The following is a 20,167-nucleotide window of genomic DNA, read 5'->3' as shown; positions in this document are numbered from 1 at the left end:
CGCTTAGGGAAACGGCGTCGAAGCCGCATTCTGTCATTGCTCGCGGGCAAATCTCGTCTCTATGTCGCGTCCCCGATAGAAACCGCCTTCGATCGAGACGACGTCCCGATCTATGATGAATGCGATGGTGACGCGGCGTTCGAAGCCGATCGTCCGCAAGCCGGGCAAGAGATCGTCACGCCTTCGCCCTCGCTCGGGGAAGGTGGAGAATCCCTGGCAATAGGCGACGATTCGCAGGATGAAGGCGTCGGCGACGCTTTCGCCCGCCCGGTCAGAAATCCAGGCGTGCAGACGATCGACCTCGCGCTCCGCCGCGGGCGTGAAGACGACCTTCGTCACGCGAGCTATCGCCCCGCTGCGCGCCGCGCCTTTATCCGTGCGAGCAATTCTTCGGCCGGAACGGCCCTGGAGGGGTCGGCGAGATATTCCGCATGGCCGGGGACGACGACATCGCGTAGCCATGTCTCGAGCGAAGCATCACGGTCCAGCAGAGCCTGCACGCCCTCGCTCATCAATGCGCTCGCCGAATCGTATTCGCCGCGGCGCAGCTTTTCTTCCACGACCTCGGCCATGTCGGGCGGCAAGGTGACGCTGAATTGCTGCTTGGCGGCCATGGTGGATTCTCCGAAGCTCGGAGCTTAGCAGAGCCGCGCGGCCGCGGCTATCTCCCCCTACGGCGCCCGCAGCTCATGCACGCTGAACAGCGCCTCCGCATCCGTCCATACGCGGCCGGGCGCCCAGCCGGCGTCGCTCGCCGTGACGCGAAACTCGTCCACGCCATATTTGTAGCAATCTTCCGTATGGATCGCCTCGCCGCGCGAGAAGGCGAAGTCGCGGCCGCCGATCTTCGCCGTCTGGCGGCGGCGGCTGACGAGGCGCATCTCTATGCGGCCGGCGCGCGCGTCATAGATCGCCTGATGGCCAAAGCCCGAGAGATCGAAGCCGCCGCCGAGCTCGCGATTTATGCGCGCGAGGAGATTGAGATTGAAGGCCGCCGTCACGCCATGCGCGTCATTATAGGCGGCGATGAGCCGCGACGGGTCCTTCTTCAGATCGACGCCGACGATGAGCCGGCCGCCCGGCCCGAGCAATACGCGCATGGCCAGCAGCAATGCGCGCGCTTCGTCCGGCGTGAAATTGCCGATCGTCGAGCCGGGGAAGAAGCCGATGCGGCGTCGATCGGCGAGCGCGGCGGGGAGCGGCGCCGGCCGCGAGAAATCGGCGACGATGGGGCAGACGCGCAAATGCGGGAAACGTGCGGAAAGACGTGCGCGCGCTTTCTCCAGCGCGCTGGCGCAGACGTCGATCGGCGCATAGACCGCGAGGCGCGGCGCGCTCTCGAGCAGAATTTCGGTCTTGCGGCTGGAGCCGGAGCCGAACTCGACCAGCGCTGCGTCCTCTCCGGCGCCGTCGAGCATCTCCTCGCCATGCGCGGCGAGTATGTCCGTCTCGACGCGCGTCGGATAATAATCCGGCAGACGCGTGATCTCGTCGAATAATTCGCTGCCCACCGCATCGTAGAAATAGAGGCAGGAAAGGCGCTTCTCGGCCCGTGAGAGACCGTCGAGCACATCTGCGGCGAAGCCGTGGCCCTTCGGCGCGGCTGGCTCCGCGCGATCGATATCATTGGTCATCGGCCGACATCCCTGGCGAGGCGCAGGCCGGCGAAGAGCCAGCGTTGGCGCGCATAGAGGAAGTTGCGATAGCTCGCGCGAATATGGCTCTGCGGCGTCGCGCAGCAGCCGCCACGCAGCACATGCTGGTCGCACATGAATTTGGCGTTGTATTCGCCTATGGCGCCGGCCGGCCGGCGATAGGCGGGGTAGGGGAGATAGGCGCTGCACGTCCACTCCCACACGTCGCCGAAGAGCTGGCGCGCATGGCCCTGGAATGTCTCCGCCGGCGGCAGCGGACGTAGCGCGCCGTCCTCGAGCAGATTGCCGGTGACCGCCTCCTGCTGCGCCACCGCCTCCCATTCGAATTCGGTGGGCAGGCGTGCGCCGGCCCAGCGGGCGAAAGCGTCTGCCTCATAGAAGCTCACATGGACGACAGGGGCGGCGGGCTCCAGCGGCCGCAATCCTTCCAGCGTCATGGCGAGCCAGAGGCCGCCGCGCCGCTCCCAATAGGCCGGCGCCTCCCAGCCCTCGCGCTGGATGGTCTCCCAGCCGTCGAAGAGCCAGAAGGCGGGATCGCCATAGCCGCCGTCCTCGATGAACTCCAGCCATTCGGCGTTGGTCACCGGCCGATCGGCGATCTCGAAAGGATGAATCAGCGCGTCATGGCGCGGCGCCTCATTGTCGAAGGCGAAATCCGTGTTGGCGTCGCTTCCGATGCGCACGATTCCGCCCGCGTAGCCGATCCAGCGCAGCGGCTCCGGCGCGCTGCAAAGGGCGCGCGGCGGCGCGGCGCGATAGGCCGGCCGCAGCGGATTGGCGGCGAAGAGCGCGAGAATATCGCTGAGGATCAGCTCCTGATGCTGCTGCTCATGCTGCAGGCCGAGCTCCAGCAGCCTCGCCGCCTCGCTCTGCGGCGCGAGGCCGGAGTCGAAGAGCCGCTCCAGCGCCTCCTCGACATGGCGGCGATAGGCCATGACGCGCTCGATCGAAGGCTGGCTCAGCAGGCCGCGTCGCGGCCGCGGCTGCCTGGCGCCGGCGCCCTCGTAATAGGAGTTGAAGCAATAGCCGAAAGCGGGATCGAAGAGGCGATAGCCGGGCAGAAAGCGCGCCAGCACGAAGCTCTCGAAGAACCAGCTCGTATGGGCGAGATGCCACTTTGTGGGGCTCGCTTCCTCGATCGCCTGCGCCGCCATATCCTCGGGGCCGAGCGGCGCGGCGAGCGCCAGAGTGCGCGCGCGCGTCGCCGCGAGCCGGGCGCGGCAAGTCTCGAGGGAAGACGTCTCGAGGGGAGGGTCGCCATATGGAGGCGAAGCCAAATCCGGTCGCGCCATCGGCCGCGTCGCCATCGGCTCTCATCCTGGGCAAAGGTCGCGCCTTTTTCGGCGCCGTCGAACAGCCGGCCATATAGGCCGCGCCGGTGCGTCGGCAATCGGCGACAGCCTCGCTCGCGGCAAGGCTCGTGCGCAGGCGCACAGCCGCTCTGGATGGCGCGTCCTATGCTTCTCTCACGCTCGACGAGACGAGAGCGCGAAGCGAGGGGACGGGGCCGTGAAGACCGAAATCATGAACAGCGAAACGTCGATCGAGATCATCCGCCGCGCCATGGACGCCAAGGGCAGTCTGCCGGTCGCCGCGGCGAGCCTTTCCGCCGAGGCCGATCTCTACGCCGCCGGGCTCTCGCCCTTCTGCGCCATTCAGGTGATGCTGTGGCTCGAGGCCACGCTCGATGTGGAGTTTCCCAAGTCCATGCTGCAGCGTCGCAGCATGGCGACCATGGGGACGATCGCCGCGCTCATCGGCGATCTGCTCCAGGCCGAGGCGCGTCCGCGGGCGGCGTGATCATCGCACCACGACGCGGGCGCCTTTGGCGACGCGCTTATAGAGATCGATCACATCCGCATTGAGCATGCGGATGCAGCCGGAAGACACCGCGCGTCCGATGCTCTCCGGCTCATTGGTTCCGTGAATGCGGAACAAAGTATCCTTCTGCCCCTGAAACAGATACAGCGCCCGCGCGCCGAGCGGATTTTTCAGCCCGCCGTCCATATGCTCGGGCAGATCGGGGCGGCGCTCCAGCATTTCCGGCGGCGGCGTCCAGCCCGGCCAGAAGGCTTTGCGGCCGATCTTCGCCTCGCCCTTCCAGGCGAAGCCCGTGCGGCCGACGCCGATCGCATATTCCACCGCCTTGCCATCCTCGAGCGAGAGATAGAGACGCCGTGCGCGCGTGTCGATCGTCAGCGTGCCGGGGTCCTGGGCGGTGGGGTCGCCTATGAAACGGCGCCGCGTCTGCCGCATGTCGACGTCGTCGTCATAGTCGATCGGCGTCGAGTAATTCGGGTCGGCGTCGGGCGGCAGGGCGGCGAGGCGCTCCCGGTCGCGATCGTCACGCTCGCGATTTTCCCTGCCGCGCGCTCGCGGAGCTTCGCGGCGCTCCTCGTCGAACGGCCAATTGGCGCGCGCGCGCTGGCGGCGCGGCTGCGCCTCGGCGTCGGGATCGGCCGCCGCGCCGTTCTGGGTCGACTCCGGCCAGAAATAATATTGCGCGGTCGCAGAGCCCGCATTGGCGAGCAGAGCGGCGACGCCGAGGACGAGACGCAGACGAAGCGACATGACGTGTATCCGATCGATTCCGACGGTCTTTGTCGACGACGAAAAAGGCGAAAAGCGGAACGGCGCCGCCAGCGACGGCGCATCCTCGCTACTAAGCCATATGGAGCGGCGGCGCGGGCGTGACAGGCTCGGCCGACTCGTCGTCGATCATCGCAGAGCCGGCGGCGAAAAGCCAAGGTCTCGTCGGATTTATTCGGCGTCCGCCTGTCGCGACGGCTCCGCTGCGGCGAAGGCGGGATGGGCGAGGCAATGCGCCTCTATGGCGAGAAGCTTCGGCAGCGTATCGAGCGGCGTCGAGAAGCGCCGCGCGGCGAAAAGCTGCGGAATGAGGCAGACATCCGCGAGCGTGGGCTGCGCGCCGAAGCAGAAGGGACCGGGCTGGACGAGCCGCTCCACCGCATCGAGCCCGCCCTGCAGGACCCAATGATGGATCCAGGCGTCGACGCCGGAATCGTCCTGCCCGAGCCGCTCGCGCAAATAGTCCAGCACGCGGCGATTGTTGAGCGGATGAATGTCGCAGGCGATGGCGAGAGCGACTCCGCGCGCCTTGGCCGCGAGCAGCGGGTCTTTTGGCGTCAGCAGCGGCTGCGGCGCGAGCGTGTCGAGATAATCGATGATCGCCAATGATTGGGTGACGATGGTCCCGTCGTCGAGCTCGAGCGCCGGCGCGAGGCCTTGCGGATTCTTCGCGAGATAATCCGCTCGGCGCTGCTCGCCGCGTGCGAGATGCACGGGGATGCGCTCGACGTCCAAGCCTTTCAGCTCGATCGCGATGCGCACGCGATAGGCGGCCGAGGAACGGAAGTAGTCATAGAGCTTCATCGCCGTCGCCTCCGCCGCCGCCCGCTCTGGATTCGCTGGCCGCGCGCAATATGTTGAAGGAGAGCGTCATTCGCAAGGAGGCCGCAATGTCGCCTTCGCCGGAAAATCCGATGGGGACGGATGGTTTCGAATTCGTCGAGTTCGCCCATCCTGAGCCGGCGAAGCTCGCGGCTCTGCTCGAGCAAATGGGCTTCGTCGCCGTCGCGCGTCATCGCTCCAAGCATGTGACGCTCTATCGTCAGGGCGATGTGAATTATGTGCTCAACGCCGAGCCGGACAGTTTCGCTGCGGATTTCGCGCGCGCGCACGGGCCTTGCGCCTGCGCCATGGGCTTTCGCGTGGCGGATGCGCGCGTCGCCTATGAGCGCGCGCTCGCCTTGGGCGCGAGCGCGGCGGAGACCAAGATCGGGCCGATGGAATTGAAGATCCCGGCGCTCATCGGCGTCGGCGGCGCATTGATCTATCTCGTCGATCGCTATGGCGAGCGCGGCTCGATCTTCGACGTCGATTTTCGCTGGACTGGGGCGCGCGATCCGCATCCAGAAGGAGTCGGCCTCACGGTCGTCGACCACCTCACCCATAATGTCTATCGCGGCCATATGGACGAATGGGCCGGCTGGTACGAGCGCTTCTTCTCCTTTCGGCAGATTCGCTATTTCGACATAGAGGGAAAACTCACCGGCCTGCATTCGCGCGCCATGACCAGTCCTTGCGGGAAGATACGAATTCCGATCAACGAGAGCGTCGACGACAAGAGTCAGATCGAGGAATATCTCGTCGCTTATAGGGGAGAGGGCATTCAGCATGTCGCCTGCGCTTGCGACGACATTTATCGCACGGTGACGGCGCTGCGGGCGCGCGGGCTGCAATTCATGCCGGCGCCGCCGGAGTCTTATTACGCGCGCGTCGAGGAGCGGCTTCCCGGCCATGGCGAGCGGCTGGACCGATTGCGCGAGCTGGGAATTCTCATCGACGGCGAGGGGCGCAAGCTGCTGCTGCAGATTTTCTCGAAGACGGTGATCGGGCCGATCTTCTTCGAGTTCATCGAGCGCAAGGGCGACGAGGGATTCGGCGAGGGCAATTTCCGCGCTTTGTTCCAGTCGATCGAGGACGATCAGGTGAAGCGCGGCGTGCTGCGCGCGGGAGGGTGAGGGGTGGATGCGTGTCGTTCGTGCGACGCCCCCTCCCTCACCCTCCCCCGCTTTGCGGGAGAGGGAAGGCGGCCGGCGTTACGCGAGTTTCGATGAAGCGCGGCGTCTGCTCCCTCTCCCGCAAAGCGGGGGAGGGCCGGGGAGGGGGTGACGCAGCAAAGACTCGCCGTCATTCGGAGATTGAGCCATGACTCTCCGCTACATGTCCGGCTTCGGCAATGAGTTCGCCAGCGAGGCGCTTCCCGGCGCTCTGCCTGTCGGGCAGAACTCGCCGCAGCATTGCCCCTATAAGCTCTATGCAGAGCAATTGTCGGGCTCGCCCTTCACCGCGCCGCGCGGCGCCAATACGCGCAGCTGGCTCTATCGCATTCGCCCTTCCGTGCGGCATGTCGGGCGTTTCGAGCGGCTCGAGCTTCCCTTCTGGAAAAGCGCGCCTTTGCGCGAGGAGCATGATCTTCCGCTCGGCCGCTATCGCTGGGGGCCGCCGCCCATGCCCGATGGCGCGCTCACTTTTCTCGCTGGCGTGCGCATGATGACGACGGCCGGCGACGCCGATGCGCAGAGCGGCATGGCGGCGGGGCTCTATTTCGTCACGCGCTCGATGACGGACGATTATTTCTACGACGCCGACGGCGAATTGCTGCTGCTGCCGCAGGAAGGCGCGTTGCGTCTCGTCACCGAATTCGGCGTGATGGAAATCGCGCCCGGCGAAATCGGCGTCGTGCCGCGCGGCGTGAAATTCAAAGCGGAGCTGGTCGCCGGGCCGGCGCGCGGCTATCTGTGCGAAAATTACGGCGCGCCTTTCACTCTACCGAATCGCGGGCCGATCGGCGCCAATTGCCTCGCCAACGCCCGCGATCTCGAGACGCCCGTCGCCGCTTTCGAGGACGTCGAGCGGCCGTGCCGGCTCACGGTGAAATGGGGCGGCAAATTCTTTATCTGCGGGCTCGATCATTCGCCGCTCGACGTCGTCGCCTGGCACGGCAATTACGCGCCCTACAAATATGATCTTCGGCGCTTTGCGCCGGTCGGCGCGCTGCTCTTCGACCATCCCGATCCGTCGATCTTCTGCGTGCTGACGGCGCCCTCGGAGCGGGAGGGAACGGCCAATATCGATTTTCTGATTTTCCCCGAGCGTTGGCTCGTCGCCGAGCATACGTTTCGTCCGCCCTGGTTCCATATCAATGTGATGAGCGAATTCATGGGGCTGATCTATGGGCGCTATGACGCCAAGCAGGAGGGGTTCTCGCCCGGCGGCGTCTCTCTGCACAACAGCATGCTGCCGCATGGGCCGGATGCGCAGAGCTTCGCGCAGGCGAGCGCGGAGGCGCTGGCCCCGCAAAAGCTCGAGGGGACGCTCGCCTTCATGCTGGAGACGCGGCTGCCGCAGCATGTGACGCGCTACGCCGCGACGCTCGCGACATTGCAGAAAGACTATGCCGATTGCTGGGCGGGGCTCGCGCGCCGCTTCGACGGGACGCCGTGAGGACAAGCGATGAAGCTCGCATCTTTGAAAGCCGGACGCGATGGCAGGCTCGTCGTCGTCTCGCGGGATTTGACGTGCGCCACAGAGGCGACGGAGGTCGCGTCCACTCTGCAGGCGGCGCTGGATGATTGGCCGCGCATCGCGCCGCAGCTCGCCGAGATCGCCGCGCGGCTGGAGGCGGGGCTGCTCCCCTCCTTTCGCTTTCGCGAGCATGAGTGCGCTTCGCCGCTGCCGCGCGCCTATCAATGGGCCGACGGCTCGGCCTATGTGAATCACGTCGCTCTGGTGCGAAAGGCGCGCGGCGTGGAGATGCCGCCCTCCTTTTGGAGCGATCCGCTGATCTATCAGGGCGGCTCGGACGGGTTTCTCGGCCCGCGCGATCCCATCCCTTTTCTCGACGAGAAATTCGGCCTCGATCTCGAGGCGGAGGTCGCCGTCGTCACCGACGATGTTCCGCTCGGCCTCGGCGCCGAGGCGGCGCGCGCCCACATCGCGCTCGTCATGCTGGCCAATGATGTGACCTTGCGCGGCCTCACCGCCAGCGAGCTGGCCAAGGGCTTCGGCTTTTTTCAATCCAAGCCCGCCTCGGCCTTTTCCCCCGTCGCCGTGACGCCGGACGAGCTCGGCGCCGCATGGGATGGCGCGACGCTCTCCGCGCCGCTGCTCTCCTTCATCAATGGCGCGCCGCTCGGCCGGCCCGACGCCGGCGTCGACATGACTTTTGATTTCGGCCGCCTCATCGCCCATGCGGCGCGCACGCGCGCGCTGTGCGCCGGCGCCATCATCGGCTCCGGCACTGTGTCGAATCGCGCCGCCGATGGCGGGCCGGGCCGGCCGATCGCCGATGGCGGGGTGGGCTATTCCTGCCTCGCCGAGCAGCGCGTCGTCGAGAGCCTGCTCGGCGGCGCGGCGCGCACGCGATTTTTGCTGCCGGGCGACCGCATCCGCATCGAGATGCGCGATTCCGCCGGCCATTCGATCTTTGGCGCGATCGAGCAGGAGGTGGTCGCAGCGAGCGAGATTTAGGAGTGAGGGGACAATATCTTTTTCACCGTGAGGCCGCCCAAGGGCGGCGCTCCCTCCGGGGGGAGAAGGGAGCGCCGCGCAGTGGCGGCCGACGAGAGGAGCGAGGCGGCATGGACCGGAGTGGTCCGCTCGGCGCTCGCTCGAGAGGCGCAGCTGATCGGAGGGAGGTCCGATCTTCGCCTTTCAAGTCGGTCGACAGATTCCGCGAGCCTCGCCGGCCCTGAACCGCTTTTCCGTCGCCATGGCCCGCCTCGCATCGGGGGGAGATTCCGCGCCTCGGGGAAAGGCGCGTCGAGGATGAGACATGGGTGACGCAATTGCGGGGTCCGCCATCTGAGACGGCGAGCGCTCGCGGAAGTCCGCTCGAATCGTCACGACTCTCGGGAGAAGAGCGCGACAATTCGTGTTTCTTGTTCCTGTGGCCTACGTGACGCCCGCGCGTTCAGACGCGAGAGAAACGAGGAACGAATCTTAGGAGACAAGCCGGACGCATAGCGTCCGGGAGGGCCGCATCGACATCAGACGAAGGCAGGCGGCGCTCGCGAGCGGAGATTGTCCGGGCTCTCATCGAGGTCCCGACCGAGGCGAGAGGCAAAATCGAAGCGTGTGGAAATCTCGAAACGATAAACGATATGCGTGATGGTCGCCGGCAGAGTCGGCGGCGCGCTGGAGACGCATGCGTCGCAGCAGACGACGAAGGGCGTCTCGGGCGCGCCATGGGCCTTTTGGAAGTCCTGGCAGAAAGCGGCGCGATCCTCGAAAATGCTGACGCCTGCTCCACCATGGCCGCGATGCGACGCGAAGCCCAGCGCGCCGACGATGATCGTCAGCGTATAGAGCCCCAGCGCCAGTCGCTGGAAAAAGGTCGAGCGTAATCTATCGGCCATGGTGAAAGAGACTTGCATTCATCGTTGTAAGAGTCAAGGAGAGCGCGAGCGGCGCTTCACCAAGAAAAGCCGCGCAGCTCGAAGGAGCGGGCGATGGAGAGGCCAGCGGTGAATTGATTGCGGGAGCCGATCTCATTGGGAATCGGGCTCGCGCCGACGCTGCCGGTCAGCCGCTGCAGGCCGCCGTAAATGGTGGCGTTGGTGTCCTTGGTGAAATCATAGCGGAAGGTGGCGAGCCCGCCGGCGGCGGTGAATCCGCCATTGGCCTCATAGGGCTCGATGCGGCCATTGGCCAGAGATTCGAAAGGCGTCACCGAGAAATAGGCGTTGGCGTATCGATTGTCGCCGAGGCTGAGGCGCGGTCCGAAGGAGAGCGTCGCGCGGCCGTCGCCGCCATAGAGATCGGCCCCCAGCGAGGCGACGAAGCCCTTGTGCCCGTCTATGCCCTGACGCAGCTCGGCGCGCGTGCGGAAATGCTCGCCCTGATATTCGGCGAAGCCGCCGATCTCATGAGTGAGCTCGACGGTGTGCACGCCGGTGAGCCCGTCGCGGTGGCCGCGCTTGAACACGAAATTGGCCACGGGACCGGCGCGAAAGCCGTTGGAGTCGAGAATGGCGAAGCCGAATCCGTCATCGGGCGTCGAGAACAGCTCCGGCTCGCCGATGCGTCGGAAGCTGATCGAGGGAAACGGATAGGGACGCAGCGTGCTCGAGCCCGGGAAGCTCGGGGTCAGGGCGCCCATGACGCCCACCGTCACGATCCAACCCTGGTCCGCCGCGGCGAATATGGGCGTCCGAGCAGGGGGCTCCGGCATGCGCAGGTCTTGCGCCTGTATGTCTTGTGCGCTCAGGCCTTGCGCGCGCTGCTCTTCCGCATGCGCAAAAGGGGCTGTGCCGGCAAGGCCGACACAGGCGAGAAGGCCGATCATCGCGGCGTGGGCGCGAGGCATGGCGGGACCCTCGTTGCAGCGTAACCAATTCGTCATCATTATTATCAGCCGGCGGGCGAAGCTGCCAAGTCCGTGGAGGCGCGGCCACTTTTTCGCCGTCATGCGTCCACCGGGCGCGATCGGAGCGGAGCGATGGAAAAGGACAGGCTGGCGGCTTTCAGCGACGGAGTCGTCGCGATCATCGTCACCATAATGGTGTTGGAGCTGAAGGCGCCGCACAGCGCAGAATGGTCCGCGCTCCTTCCTCTGGCGCCGACTTTCGCCAGCTATGCGCTGAGCTTCGTCTATGTCGCCATCTATTGGAACAATCACCATCATCTGCTCTACGCGGTCTCGCGGGTGGATGGTCGCGTGCTATGGGCCAACACGCATCTTCTATTCTGGCTGTCGCTCATCCCCTTCGCCACCGCCTGGATGGCGGACAATGACTTCGCCCGCGCGCCCACCATTCTCTATGGCCTCGCGCTGCTGCTGCCGGCGATCGCCTATTATCTGCTGACATTGGCGATATTGCGGGCGGACGGCCCGGCCTCGCCGCTCGCCGGCGCGCTCGGCCGCGATGTGAAGACCAAAGCGTCGATCGCGCTGTATTTTTGCGCCATCGCCGGGGGATATTTCGTTTCTCCGCTGCTGGCGCTCGCCATCTATGTGGGCGTCGCGATCATGTGGTTCACGCCCGACCCGCGCATAGAGAAGGTCGTCGCCGGTCCGCGATAGATACAGAATCAGCGATAGATCCAGGCGTTGCGGGACAGCACGCCCTCGCCGCCCATCAGCCGCACGGCGACGTCGCGCGCGAGCGCCATCGGCCCCGAGAAATGGCAATTGGCGCCCTGGCGCAGCGAGGCGCGCTGAATGCGGATCGCCCGCTCGATTCGCGCCGATTGATAGGCGTGGAGCGCCGTCTCCACTTCCGCGCGCGCATCCGTGAAGGCATGGCCGAGCGCTGCGGCGTCCTCTATCGCCTGCGCCGCGCCTTGGGCGAGGAAGGGAACCATGGGATGCGCGGCGTCGCCGAGCAGCGCCACGCGGCCGCGGCCCCAGCGCGTGATCTCCGGCCGGGCGTAGAGCGGCCAGCGTCGCCAAGCGCCGCCGGCCTCCAGCAGAGCGCGCAGATCGCGGCTCCAGCGTCCAAAGCCCATGGCGCGGACCAGCTCCTCGCCGGTGCGCGTCTCGGCGGCGGGGCCGCGATCGGCGCGATCCTCGATAATGGCGACGGCGCTGACGATGCTCGCATCGCGCAGCGGATAATGGACGATATGGCCGCCCGGTCCGAGCCAAATATGAGTCTCGCGCTCGCGCAGGGCGGCGGGCGCCGAATCGATCGGCATCAGCGTCCGCCAGGCGGTGAGCCGCGCCGGGCGGGGCGCGTCGTCTGCGACGAGGCCGAGCGCATCGCGAATCGTCGAGCGCAGCCCATCGGCGCCGATCAGCGCCTCAGCCTCCAGAGTCGCCTCGCCGATCACCGGCCGCACGCAGCCCTCGTCCTGCGTGAAGCCCTCGCAGCGCGCGGCGGTGCGCGTCTCGACGCCGAGACGCAGCGCCTCGTCGAGCAGCGCCTTCTGCAAATCGGCGCGGTGGAAGACGCGAAAGGGCGCGCCCCAGCGGTCGCGCGCCTCGGCGAGCGGCAGGCGCGCCAGAACGGCGCCGTCGGCGGCGCGGCGAATATTGAGGGCGCGGGGCTCGAGGGCGACGGCGTCCAGCGCCGGGCGCATGCCGAAACCCTGCAGAATTCGCCCGGCGTTGGGCGAGATTTGCAGGCCGGCGCCCACTTCCTCTATGCGCTCGGCCTGCTCGAGGACGAGCGTTCTTTTGCCGGCGCGCGCCAGAGCGATCGCCGCGGCGAGCCCGCCTATGCCGGCGCCGACGACGATGAAGGGAGCGCCCATTCGCGCGGCGTCAGGCGGTCGGGTCGAGAACGGTCTCGGAATGGTAGACGCATTCGGCCGGATCGGCCGCGCCATGGCCGAGGGCGGCGTCGAACACATAATGCGTCGAGCAATAGGGGCAGACCGCCTCGTCCGCCGCGCCCATGTCGATGAAGACATGCGGATGGTCGAAGGGCGGCAGCGCGCCGATGCACATGAATTCCTTGGAGCCGACCTTGATCTTGGCGACGCCCGGCTGATTGTGGAAGTGCGGTGTGGAATCGTGCGACATGGCGGGGAGTCCCTCGAGCGGTCGGTTGGCTGCGCGCAGCTATATTGGAGCCGCGCGGTTTTGGGTAGGGGGAGGAAGGTCGCGGGCGGCGCGGAAGCCGTTGATCGAACCAATCTGATTCACATAATAATCTGTACGGCCCAATGAAGGCATCGCCTATGACCGCCTTTACCGTCCGTGTGACGGACGCCACTGCCGCCAAGCTCGAGAAGCTGGCCAAGAAGCTCGACCGTTCCCGCTCATTCGTCGCGGCGCAGGCGATCGAGGATTTTGTGGAGCGCGAGGCGTGGCGGCTCGCCGAGATCGACGCCGGATTGGCCGACGCCGAGCGCGGAGATTTCGCCTCTGAGGCGGAACTGGCCAAGATAATCCAGAAATATGTGAAGCCCGCCCGCACGGCATGAGGCGCCGCTCGATCCGTTGGGGGCGATCGGCCGCACGGGACGTCTCAACGGCACGCGCGAGCTGGCGTTGGCCGATATTCCCTACATCATCCCGTATCGCGTCACATTGAGCGATGTCGAAATTTTGACTGTCATGCATGCGGCTCAAAAATGGCCGGAGGAATTGTGAGCGCGGACCCCGAAAGGGGAGGGAGCGCGCTCTGACATTGTGAAGGCATGAACTCCTTCACCCCCGCACCCGCACATATTCCCCCGGTGCGTCGCACAGCGGCTTCAGCCTCCCGCCGCCGGGGATGCGCGCCGGCACGCGCTGCGGCGCTTGCGCGGTGATCCAGGCGAGCCAGTCGCCCCACCAGGAGCCCTTGTTTTCATGGGCGGTCTTCGCCCAATCCTCATAGACGCCCACGGGCGGGCCGCCGGTCCAATATTGATATTTGTTCTTGGCCGGCGGATTGACGACGCCCGCTATGTGGCCGGCGCCGGCGAGCACATAGCGCACCTCGCCGCCGAAATATTTCGCCCCCGTGAAGACGGAACGCGCCGGCGCGATATGGTCTTCCTTCGCCGCCAGCTCATAGATCGGGATCTTCACCTTGCGCAGATTGAGCGTGACGCCGTCGATCACCATGCGGCCCTGTGACAGCGCATTCTCTATGTAGCAATAGCGCAGATAGAAGAGATGGTTCGCGCGCGGAATGCGCGTGCAGTCCGAGTTCCAGGTGAGGAGATCGAAAGCCGCGGGCTCGACGCCCTTCATGTAATTGTTGACGAAATAGGTCCAGAACAATTCGTTCGGACGCAGCATATTGAAGGTCGTCGCCATTTTGACGCCTTCGAGATAGCCGGTGCGGGACATGGCTTCGTCGAGCGCGGCGAGGCGCGCCTCGTCGATGAACACCTGCATGTCGCCGGCGTCGGTGAAATCCACCTGAGTCGCCAAAAAGGTCACGCTGTCGATGCGATCGTCGCCCTTCTCGGCCATATAGGCGAGCGTGGCGGCGAGCATTGTGCCGCCGACGCAATAGCCGGCCGCCGCCACATGTCGCGCGCCGGTCGCCTGCTGCACCGCGTCCAGCGCGGCGAGCACGCCTTCCTTCATATAAGCGTCGAAGCCCTTCTCCGCCTGGCTCTCGTCGGGATTGACCCAGGAGATGACGAAGACGGTGAGGCCCTGCGCCGTCGCCCAGCGCACGAAGCTCTTCTCGCGATTGAGATCGAGCACATAGAATTTATTGATCCACGGCGGCACGATCAGCAGCGGGCGCTCATAGACCGTCGACGTCGAGGGCGCATATTGGATGAGCTCCATCACCTGCGTGCGATAGACGACCTTGCCGGGCGTCGTGGCCATGTCGACGCCGAGCTCGAACTTGCTCTCGTCGCTCTGACGCAGCTTCAACATGCCATGGCCGGCGGAGAGGTCTTCGGTCAGCATCTTCATGCCGCGCACGAGATTTTCGCCGCGCGCGTCCAGCGTGGCGCGCAGCAGCTCGGGATTTGTGGCGACGAAATTGGAGGGCGACAACGCGCTGGCGATGAGCCGCGTATAGAAGCCGGCCTTTGCCTTCACCTGCGGGTCGAGCCCTTCGGTGCTCTCCACTGTCTCGCCGGCCCAGCGCGTCGTCAGCGCATAGGATTGGCGCAGCCAGTCGAAGAAGGGATTGTCGTTCCACTCCGGCGCAGCGAAGCGCTTGTCATTGGGGTCCGGCGGCACGATCGGCGGCGTGTCCTCGCCGGAGAAGCGGCGCAGCGTCTGGCTCCAAATATCGGTGAGGCCGGAGACGAGCGTCGCCTGGGCGGCGTAGGCCTGATCCGGCTTGGCCATCCAGCGCTCGGCGACGACGCCCAGCGTCTTGACGGCGTCGGCGACATTGCTGGCCAATTCGCTGCGCGTGTCGCCCGGCTCCATGCCGCCTATGGCGGCGGCCAGCGCCTTGCGGCCCTGATCGACGAGGCGAGCCAGATTCTCCGCGAAAATCTCGAAATCATGAGCGTTGGGCGCCGCCGCGTTCAGCGTCGGCGGCTTTAGCCGCGCGGCGGCCGGCGTGGGCTCCGGCTCCGGCGCTCGGGGCGCGAGCCGGTCGACGAGCCGGCGGCGCTGCTCCTCGGACAATTCCTCGACGGCGCCGGCCAGCAGCGCGGCCGCGGCCTCGAGCGCGGCGTGACGATCGTTCTCCGCGTCCTTTGCGACGGCGGGGCGGGGCGCCGGCGCGGCTGCGGCCGGGGTTGGCTTTTTCGGTTTGGCTTTCGCCGCCGATTTCGCCGGCGCCGCGACCACGGGCTTTTTCACCGCGCCGCCGCCTTTGGGCGCGCCGCCCTGCAGCGTGAGCGTCGACGTTCGCTCGCCCGCCGCGGCGCGCCCCTTCGGCGCCTCGGGCGCGGCTTGGGGCGCGGCTCGGAGCTCGGCCTGAGGCTCGGCCGCGGCGTGAAGCTGCGGCCGCCGTTTGGCTCCGGCTGGCGAACGTCTTTGTGCGGTCATCGGCGGTCCTGTCCTCGGCGGCTCGGCGCCGCCGGCCTCGTCACTTCCTTAGAGCATATCCCGCGAAGGTTCGGAAACCGTCTCTCGCGGAGAAAAGCGCTTCCTCCAATACTTAAGCGCGGCGATGCGTCGCGGAAGGGCGGGAGCCTCCTAATCGGCGCCCCCTTATCAAAGCCGCATTGTCGCTCTATGACGGATGCGAGCATCCGGAGAAGCCAATGATTTGTCGCCTCGCGATCTGCCTGGTCCTGTCCGCCGTCGCCACGGACGGCGCGCGCGCGCAGGAGGCCGGCTCGGAGACCGCGGGCGAGTCGATCGGCAAATTCTTCGAGGGAATGGAAATGCGGCGTCCGCCGCCGGCGCCGGCCGATTTCGTCGAGCGCTCGCGGACGGGCGCGACCGGCTACACGCCCTTCGCCGCGCCGACTCCGGCGGCCGACGTCAAGGCGGACGCCAAGAAGAGCGCCGCCCGCGCCGCTGCGGTAGAGAAAGAGCTCGTCGCCGCCGCGGCCGCCAATCGCGCCCGCGGCGCCCGCGTCAAAATTCCCGACGCGCCGAAAGAACGGCGCGCCGAGACGAAACAGCGCTAGAGCGCTAGATTCTTTCGTTGGACGCGAATTCTGATCGTTTCGAACATCCCGTTCGAGCGGACAGCGCTCTAGCTCTTTCGAAAGGGTTTCGCGTCACAATCGTCCGTCGCGCCTCGAAATAGGGGCGGCGGAGCTTTCAACGGATATAGGCGATGTCGGACTTCTATCGCATCAAGCGGCTTCCCCCTTATGTTTTCGAGCAGGTCAATCGGCTCAAGGCCAAGGCGCGCGCCGGCGGCGCCGATATCATCGATCTCGGCATGGGCAATCCCGATCTGCCCGCGCCGCGCCATGTGATCGAGAAGCTCGTCGAGACGGCCGGCCGACCGCGCACCGATCGCTATTCGGCCTCCAAGGGCATCGCCGGGCTGCGTCGCGCCCAGGCTGGCTATTACGAGCGCCGCTTCGGCGTGAAGCTCGATCCCGAGACGCAGGTGGTGGCGACGCTCGGCTCCAAGGAAGGCTTCGCCAATATGGCGCAGGCGATCACCGCGCCCGGCGATGTGATCCTCGCGCCCAACCCGTCTTATCCCATTCACGCCTTCGGCTTTCTGATGGCCGGCGGCGTCATCCGCTCCGTGCCTGCCGATCCGACGCCGCAGCTCTTCCATGCGCTGGAGAAGGCGGTCGCGCATTCGATTCCAAAGCCCATCGCCATCGTCGTCTGCTATCCGGCCAATCCGACGGCGACGGTCGCCTCGCTCGATTTCTACAAGGATCTCGTCGCCTTCGCGAAGCGGCACGATATCTTCGTGCTCTCCGACATCGCCTATGCGGAGGTCTATTTCGACGATAATCCGCCGCCGTCGATCCTTCAGGTCAATGGCGCGATGGACATAGCCGTCGAGTTCTCGTCTTTGTCGAAGACCTTCTCCATGGCCGGCTGGCGCATCGGCTTCGCGGTCGGCAATGAGCGCCTCTGCGCGGCGCTGGCGCGGGTGAAGAGCTATCTCGACTATGGCGCCTTCACGCCGGTGCAGGTGGCGGCGACCGCTGCGCTGAACGGGCCGGACGATTGCATCAAGGAAATGCGCGCTATCTACAAGAAGCGCCGCGACGTGATGGTGGAGAGCTTCGCGCAGGCCGGCTGGCCGATCCCTGCGCCTTCCGCCTCCATGTTCGTCTGGGCGCCGATCCCGGAGCGCTTTTCCGGCATGACCAGCCTCGAATTTTCCAAGCTCCTCATCGAGAAGGCGGATGTCGCCGTCGCGCCGGGCGTCGGCTTCGGCGAGCATGGCGAGGGCTATCTTCGTCTCGCGCTGGTCGAGAATGAGCAGCGTATTCGCCAAGCGGCGCGCAATCTGCGCCGCTTCTTCGAGGGCGCGGAGACGACTCTGCACAATGTCGTGCCGCTGCAGGCGCGCGGCTGACGCGCGCGACCGCCGCAGCGAGGGGAGGGCGCCATGCGTCTCATTCTGGTGGCTATCGTCGGCGTCCTCGCGGCGAGCGCGGCTTTCGCGCTGGATAAGCCGCAGGATAAGCAGATCGAGCGCGGCCGCGCGATCGCCAATGCCAATTGCAGCCGCTGTCATGCGACTGGGGCGCAGGGAAAAAGCCCCAATCCCGCCTCGCCGCCCTTCCGCACGCTGACCAAGAAATATCCGCTCGAAAATCTCGAGGAGGCGCTGGCCGAAGGCATAGTCGTCGGCCATGGCGGGCTCGATATGCCGCGCTTCGAATTCTCGCCGGCGCAAATAGAGGCGCTGCTCGACTACATTGCGTCGATCCAGCGCAAGTGACGCCGACGCCAGCGCTTTGCATAATTTCTTAATGCCTGCTGCGTAATTTCGTCGCATGGAGGATCGAGCGCATGCGGCGGGCGTGCGCTCGAAGGCATGACGCCGCTTCTTCATTCCGGCGCCGATCCGGCTGTGCTCGATCGCGGAAGATCTCCGCGAGCCGTCTCTCTCCCATCCGACATTCCGCCGCCAGGACTTTCATCGTCTCCGAGCGGCTCTTCTCCCGGAGGCACTTCATGCGCCTGTCGATTTCTCGCGCCGCGAGCCTGCTCGCCGCCGTCGCTTTTCTCGCTTTCCTCGCAACCGCCGGCGCCGGGCGCTATATTCTCGACGAGCTGCGCATCGGCGGACACGCCTATCAGAAGATTGCCGCGGGCAAGGATCTCGTCGCGGATGCGCTGCCGCCTCCATTCTCCCTTTTGGAAGCCTATCTCGACGTCGAGCTCGCCGCTACCTACAGGATCGACGCGCGTGAGGCGAAGACGCGCCTCGCTTCCTTGCGCAAGCAATATGAGGAGCGTCGCGCCTTCTGGTCCAAGTCGAAGCTGCTGCCGGCCGAGCTGATGACGCTCGCCAAAGGGTCGGCGGCCGAGACGGCCGACGCCTTTTGGCGGGAGATCGACGCGTTTCTTCCGGCGCTCGAGCGCGGCGACGGCGCCGGTGTGGCCGCCTCCATGGATCGTCTCGACGCCAGCTTCATCGCCTATCGCGCATTCGAGACGCGCCAGGTCGAAGCGGCGAATGCTTTCGCCGCTTCGACGGAGAAGGACGCCGCTCTGCTGGGCGATCGCTCCGACATTGCGAGCCTCGCGGCCACGATCGCTATTTTGTGCCTTCTCGCCGGCGCGGGCCTGATCGCGCATCGCCATGTCGTGAGGCCGATCGTCACGCTCGCCAATTACACGTCCAGGCTCGCGCGTGGCCAGACATTGGACAAGCCGCCCGTGATGAGCCGCAGCGACGAGATCGGCGAAATGCGGGACGCTGTCGCCATATTCCGCGACAAGCTCGAGGAGGTGCGTCTCGCCGAGACGCGCTCCGCCGAGCAGAACGCCGCCGCCGCCGCCAAGCTGGAAGAAAAAGCCGCCGGCGCGAAATGGTATATCGAGAACCGCGATTTCTTCTTCTCCGAATATACCGCCGCCATGGAGCGCCTCGCCGAGGGCGATCTCGAGGTGCGGCTCGAGAAGGAGTTCATCAAGGATTACGAGAAGCTGCGCGCGCGCTTCAACACCGCCGTGGAGCGCATGCAGCACACGCTGCGCGGCATTGTGACGACGAGCGGCGCGATCGGCTCCAGCACGCGCGAGATCGCCCGCGCGGCCGAGGATTTGTCGCAGCGCAATGAGCAGCAGGCGGCGACGCTGGCGGAGACGGCCGCGGCCGTCGGACAGATCACCGACACGGTGCGCAAGGCGGCCGAGAGCGTCGTCCATGCGCGCGTGATCGTCGGCGACGCCAAATCGGATGCGGTCAAGGGCGAGAAGATCGTCGGCGACGCCATAGAGGCGATGAGCGGCATAGAGAAATCATCCGAGCAGATCGGCCAGATCATCGGCGTCATCGACGAGATCGCCTTCCAGACCAATCTCCTCGCGCTCAACGCCGGCGTCGAGGCGGCGCGCGCGGGCGAGGCCGGCCGCGGCTTCGCCGTGGTGGCGACGGAAGTGCGTTCGCTCGCCCAGCGCTCGGCCGAGGCCGCCAAGGAGATCAAGGATCTCATCGCCGCCTCCAACACGCGCGTGCAGGACGGCGTCGCGCTGGTGGCCGAGACCGGCGCCTCGCTTCATCGCATCGTCGAGCAGGTCAATCGCATCGATGTGGTCGTCACCGGCATAGCGTCGAGCGCGGAGACGCAATCGACCGGCCTGCGCGAGGTGAACACGGCGGTGCAGGAGATCGATCAGGTCACGCAGAAGAACGCCGCAATGTCCGAGGAGACCAATGCGGCGACCCGCTCGCTCGCCGAGGACAGCGTCGAGCTGGTGCAGCTCGTTTCGCGGTTCAAGATCGGCGAGGTCGAGACGCGCGCGCCGTCGCGGCCCATGCTGAAGCGCGTCGCGACCTCGCGTTCCGGCTCCGCCGTGCGCAAGGAGGCGCCGCAGGAGGAAGAGTGGGCCGAGTTCTGAGGCCCGCTCCCGCGCCCTCCCCCGCTTTGCGGGAGAGGGAAGGCGGCAAACATTTCACGAAACCTTCATCACACGCGGAATCTGCCCCCTCTCCCGCTTAGCGGGGGAGGGTTGGGGA

The 20,167-nt window shown here is 66.2% G+C and carries 21 protein-coding genes; 10 read left to right on the top strand and 11 right to left on the bottom strand.

The features are described from left to right. Nucleotides 1–33 precede the first annotated feature (33 nt). The 4 genes from A1351_RS19480 to egtB are packed head-to-tail and all read right to left on the bottom strand — an operon-like array spanning nucleotide 34 to nucleotide 2,962. Nucleotides 34–339: a type II toxin-antitoxin system RelE/ParE family toxin gene (locus A1351_RS19480; protein WP_024880856.1), complete on the bottom strand. Its 306-nt coding sequence runs from the start codon at nucleotides 337–339 to the stop codon at nucleotides 34–36. Nucleotides 340–344: 5 nt separating this feature from the next. After that, a complete protein-coding gene (locus A1351_RS19475; RefSeq protein WP_024880855.1) occupies nucleotides 345–614 on the bottom strand; it encodes a type II toxin-antitoxin system ParD family antitoxin in 270 nt (89 codons plus the stop codon). A gap of 57 nt (nucleotides 615–671) precedes the next feature. Beyond that, the gene (egtD, locus tag A1351_RS19470) at nucleotides 672–1,634 is read right to left on the bottom strand and encodes an L-histidine N(alpha)-methyltransferase (protein WP_064033721.1); all 963 of its coding nucleotides are present in this window, start codon (nucleotides 1,632–1,634) and stop codon (nucleotides 672–674) included. Further along, complete coding sequence (gene egtB, locus A1351_RS19465) at nucleotides 1,631–2,962, bottom strand: ergothioneine biosynthesis protein EgtB (protein ID WP_064033720.1); 1,332 nt, start codon at nucleotides 2,960–2,962, stop codon at nucleotides 1,631–1,633. The genes egtD and egtB overlap by 4 nt, the downstream gene beginning before the upstream one ends. A gap of 202 nt (nucleotides 2,963–3,164) precedes the next feature. On the opposite strand from egtB, the gene A1351_RS19460 reads away from it, so the two are divergent. Further along, on the top strand, nucleotides 3,165–3,455 hold the full coding sequence (locus tag A1351_RS19460) for a phosphopantetheine-binding protein (RefSeq protein ID WP_083967424.1): 291 nt from the start codon (nucleotides 3,165–3,167) through the stop codon (nucleotides 3,453–3,455). Here A1351_RS19460 and A1351_RS19455 read toward each other — a convergent pair whose 3' ends face one another. Further along, nucleotides 3,456–4,226, bottom strand: coding sequence for a L,D-transpeptidase (locus tag A1351_RS19455; protein WP_064033719.1), 771 nt, complete (start codon nucleotides 4,224–4,226; stop codon nucleotides 3,456–3,458). Nucleotides 4,227–4,415: 189 nt separating this feature from the next. Beyond that, the gene (maiA, locus tag A1351_RS19450) at nucleotides 4,416–5,048 is read right to left on the bottom strand and encodes a maleylacetoacetate isomerase (protein WP_064033718.1); all 633 of its coding nucleotides are present in this window, start codon (nucleotides 5,046–5,048) and stop codon (nucleotides 4,416–4,418) included. A gap of 50 nt (nucleotides 5,049–5,098) precedes the next feature. Here maiA and hppD point away from each other — a divergent pair, with 50 nt between their 5' ends. The 3 genes from hppD (at nucleotide 5,099) to A1351_RS19435 (ending at nucleotide 8,711) form a co-directional block, all read left to right on the top strand. Beyond that, nucleotides 5,099–6,199, top strand: a complete 1,101-nt coding sequence (gene hppD / locus A1351_RS19445; protein WP_051465445.1) for a 4-hydroxyphenylpyruvate dioxygenase — start codon at nucleotides 5,099–5,101, stop codon at nucleotides 6,197–6,199. 187 nt (nucleotides 6,200–6,386) lie between these two features. Next, complete coding sequence (hmgA, locus tag A1351_RS19440) at nucleotides 6,387–7,685, top strand: homogentisate 1,2-dioxygenase (RefSeq protein ID WP_024880848.1); 1,299 nt, start codon at nucleotides 6,387–6,389, stop codon at nucleotides 7,683–7,685. A gap of 9 nt (nucleotides 7,686–7,694) precedes the next feature. After that, the gene (locus A1351_RS19435; RefSeq protein ID WP_024880847.1) at nucleotides 7,695–8,711 is read left to right on the top strand and encodes a fumarylacetoacetate hydrolase family protein; all 1,017 of its coding nucleotides are present in this window, start codon (nucleotides 7,695–7,697) and stop codon (nucleotides 8,709–8,711) included. A gap of 518 nt (nucleotides 8,712–9,229) precedes the next feature. On the opposite strand, the gene A1351_RS19430 is transcribed toward A1351_RS19435, so the two are convergent. Then, complete coding sequence (locus A1351_RS19430; RefSeq protein WP_026599231.1) at nucleotides 9,230–9,616, bottom strand: hypothetical protein; 387 nt, start codon at nucleotides 9,614–9,616, stop codon at nucleotides 9,230–9,232. 38 nt (nucleotides 9,617–9,654) lie between these two features. Continuing rightward, nucleotides 9,655–10,548, bottom strand: coding sequence for a MipA/OmpV family protein (locus tag A1351_RS19425; protein WP_245267379.1), 894 nt, complete (start codon nucleotides 10,546–10,548; stop codon nucleotides 9,655–9,657). A gap of 132 nt (nucleotides 10,549–10,680) precedes the next feature. Here A1351_RS19425 and A1351_RS19420 point away from each other — a divergent pair, with 132 nt between their 5' ends. Beyond that, nucleotides 10,681–11,265 (top strand): TMEM175 family protein, encoded by a 585-nt coding sequence (locus tag A1351_RS19420; RefSeq protein ID WP_024880845.1) that lies wholly within the window; start codon nucleotides 10,681–10,683, stop codon nucleotides 11,263–11,265. A gap of 8 nt (nucleotides 11,266–11,273) precedes the next feature. Here A1351_RS19420 and A1351_RS19415 read toward each other — a convergent pair whose 3' ends face one another. Together A1351_RS19415 and A1351_RS19410 are read right to left on the bottom strand one after the other, a co-directional pair. Further along, nucleotides 11,274–12,437, bottom strand: a complete 1,164-nt coding sequence (locus A1351_RS19415; protein WP_024880844.1) for an FAD-dependent monooxygenase — start codon at nucleotides 12,435–12,437, stop codon at nucleotides 11,274–11,276. A gap of 10 nt (nucleotides 12,438–12,447) precedes the next feature. Then, nucleotides 12,448–12,708, bottom strand: coding sequence for a zinc-finger domain-containing protein (locus tag A1351_RS19410; RefSeq protein ID WP_024880843.1), 261 nt, complete (start codon nucleotides 12,706–12,708; stop codon nucleotides 12,448–12,450). A 158-nt stretch (nucleotides 12,709–12,866) separates the two neighbouring features. On the opposite strand from A1351_RS19410, the gene A1351_RS19405 reads away from it, so the two are divergent. After that, entirely contained in the window at nucleotides 12,867–13,112 is a 246-nt protein-coding gene (locus A1351_RS19405; protein WP_024880842.1) for a CopG family ribbon-helix-helix protein, read from the top strand. 226 nt (nucleotides 13,113–13,338) lie between these two features. On the opposite strand, the gene A1351_RS19395 is transcribed toward A1351_RS19405, so the two are convergent. Then, on the bottom strand, nucleotides 13,339–15,591 hold the full coding sequence (locus A1351_RS19395; RefSeq protein ID WP_157096386.1) for an alpha/beta hydrolase: 2,253 nt from the start codon (nucleotides 15,589–15,591) through the stop codon (nucleotides 13,339–13,341). 218 nt (nucleotides 15,592–15,809) lie between these two features. On the opposite strand from A1351_RS19395, the gene A1351_RS19390 reads away from it, so the two are divergent. The 4 genes from A1351_RS19390 (at nucleotide 15,810) to A1351_RS19370 (ending at nucleotide 20,049) form a co-directional block, all read left to right on the top strand. Continuing rightward, the gene (locus tag A1351_RS19390; RefSeq protein WP_064033722.1) at nucleotides 15,810–16,181 is read left to right on the top strand and encodes a hypothetical protein; all 372 of its coding nucleotides are present in this window, start codon (nucleotides 15,810–15,812) and stop codon (nucleotides 16,179–16,181) included. 152 nt (nucleotides 16,182–16,333) lie between these two features. Continuing rightward, nucleotides 16,334–17,551 (top strand): LL-diaminopimelate aminotransferase, encoded by a 1,218-nt coding sequence (locus A1351_RS19385; protein WP_024880839.1) that lies wholly within the window; start codon nucleotides 16,334–16,336, stop codon nucleotides 17,549–17,551. 33 nt (nucleotides 17,552–17,584) lie between these two features. Next, entirely contained in the window at nucleotides 17,585–17,920 is a 336-nt protein-coding gene (locus A1351_RS19380; protein ID WP_064033717.1) for a cytochrome c, read from the top strand. Nucleotides 17,921–18,156: 236 nt separating this feature from the next. Beyond that, nucleotides 18,157–20,049 (top strand): methyl-accepting chemotaxis protein, encoded by a 1,893-nt coding sequence (locus tag A1351_RS19370; protein WP_064033715.1) that lies wholly within the window; start codon nucleotides 18,157–18,159, stop codon nucleotides 20,047–20,049. Nucleotides 20,050–20,167: the final 118 nt, after the last annotated feature.

Source organism: Methylosinus sp. R-45379, from assembly GCF_001644125.1.
Classification (GTDB): Bacteria; Pseudomonadota; Alphaproteobacteria; order Rhizobiales; family Beijerinckiaceae; genus Methylosinus.
The sequence above is the reverse complement of the archived record's forward strand: the minus strand, read 5'-3'. Positions and strand labels throughout refer to the sequence as shown.

What these genes read in the sequence shown, in the direction of transcription:
- A1351_RS19475 (WP_024880855.1), bottom strand. Translation starts at nt 614, where the DNA reads ATGGCCGCCAAGCAGCAATTCAGCGTCACCTTGCCGCCCGACATGGCC.
- egtD (WP_064033721.1), bottom strand. Translation starts at nt 1,634, where the DNA reads ATGACCAATGATATCGATCGCGCGGAGCCAGCCGCGCCGAAGGGCCAC.
- egtB (WP_064033720.1), bottom strand. Translation starts at nt 2,962, where the DNA reads ATGGCGACGCGGCCGATGGCGCGACCGGATTTGGCTTCGCCTCCATAT.
- A1351_RS19455 (WP_064033719.1), bottom strand. Translation starts at nt 4,226, where the DNA reads ATGTCGCTTCGTCTGCGTCTCGTCCTCGGCGTCGCCGCTCTGCTCGCC.
- maiA (WP_064033718.1), bottom strand. Translation starts at nt 5,048, where the DNA reads ATGAAGCTCTATGACTACTTCCGTTCCTCGGCCGCCTATCGCGTGCGC.
- hppD (WP_051465445.1), top strand. Translation starts at nt 5,099, where the DNA reads ATGTTGAAGGAGAGCGTCATTCGCAAGGAGGCCGCAATGTCGCCTTCG.
- hmgA (WP_024880848.1), top strand. Translation starts at nt 6,387, where the DNA reads ATGACTCTCCGCTACATGTCCGGCTTCGGCAATGAGTTCGCCAGCGAG.
- A1351_RS19435 (WP_024880847.1), top strand. Translation starts at nt 7,695, where the DNA reads ATGAAGCTCGCATCTTTGAAAGCCGGACGCGATGGCAGGCTCGTCGTC.
- A1351_RS19430 (WP_026599231.1), bottom strand. Translation starts at nt 9,616, where the DNA reads ATGCAAGTCTCTTTCACCATGGCCGATAGATTACGCTCGACCTTTTTC.
- A1351_RS19425 (WP_245267379.1), bottom strand. Translation starts at nt 10,548, where the DNA reads ATGCCTCGCGCCCACGCCGCGATGATCGGCCTTCTCGCCTGTGTCGGC.
- A1351_RS19420 (WP_024880845.1), top strand. Translation starts at nt 10,681, where the DNA reads ATGGAAAAGGACAGGCTGGCGGCTTTCAGCGACGGAGTCGTCGCGATC.
- A1351_RS19415 (WP_024880844.1), bottom strand. Translation starts at nt 12,437, where the DNA reads ATGGGCGCTCCCTTCATCGTCGTCGGCGCCGGCATAGGCGGGCTCGCC.
- A1351_RS19410 (WP_024880843.1), bottom strand. Translation starts at nt 12,708, where the DNA reads ATGTCGCACGATTCCACACCGCACTTCCACAATCAGCCGGGCGTCGCC.
- A1351_RS19405 (WP_024880842.1), top strand. Translation starts at nt 12,867, where the DNA reads ATGACCGCCTTTACCGTCCGTGTGACGGACGCCACTGCCGCCAAGCTC.
- A1351_RS19395 (WP_157096386.1), bottom strand. Translation starts at nt 15,591, where the DNA reads ATGACCGCACAAAGACGTTCGCCAGCCGGAGCCAAACGGCGGCCGCAG.
- A1351_RS19390 (WP_064033722.1), top strand. Translation starts at nt 15,810, where the DNA reads ATGATTTGTCGCCTCGCGATCTGCCTGGTCCTGTCCGCCGTCGCCACG.
- A1351_RS19385 (WP_024880839.1), top strand. Translation starts at nt 16,334, where the DNA reads ATGTCGGACTTCTATCGCATCAAGCGGCTTCCCCCTTATGTTTTCGAG.
- A1351_RS19380 (WP_064033717.1), top strand. Translation starts at nt 17,585, where the DNA reads ATGCGTCTCATTCTGGTGGCTATCGTCGGCGTCCTCGCGGCGAGCGCG.
- A1351_RS19370 (WP_064033715.1), top strand. Translation starts at nt 18,157, where the DNA reads ATGCGCCTGTCGATTTCTCGCGCCGCGAGCCTGCTCGCCGCCGTCGCT.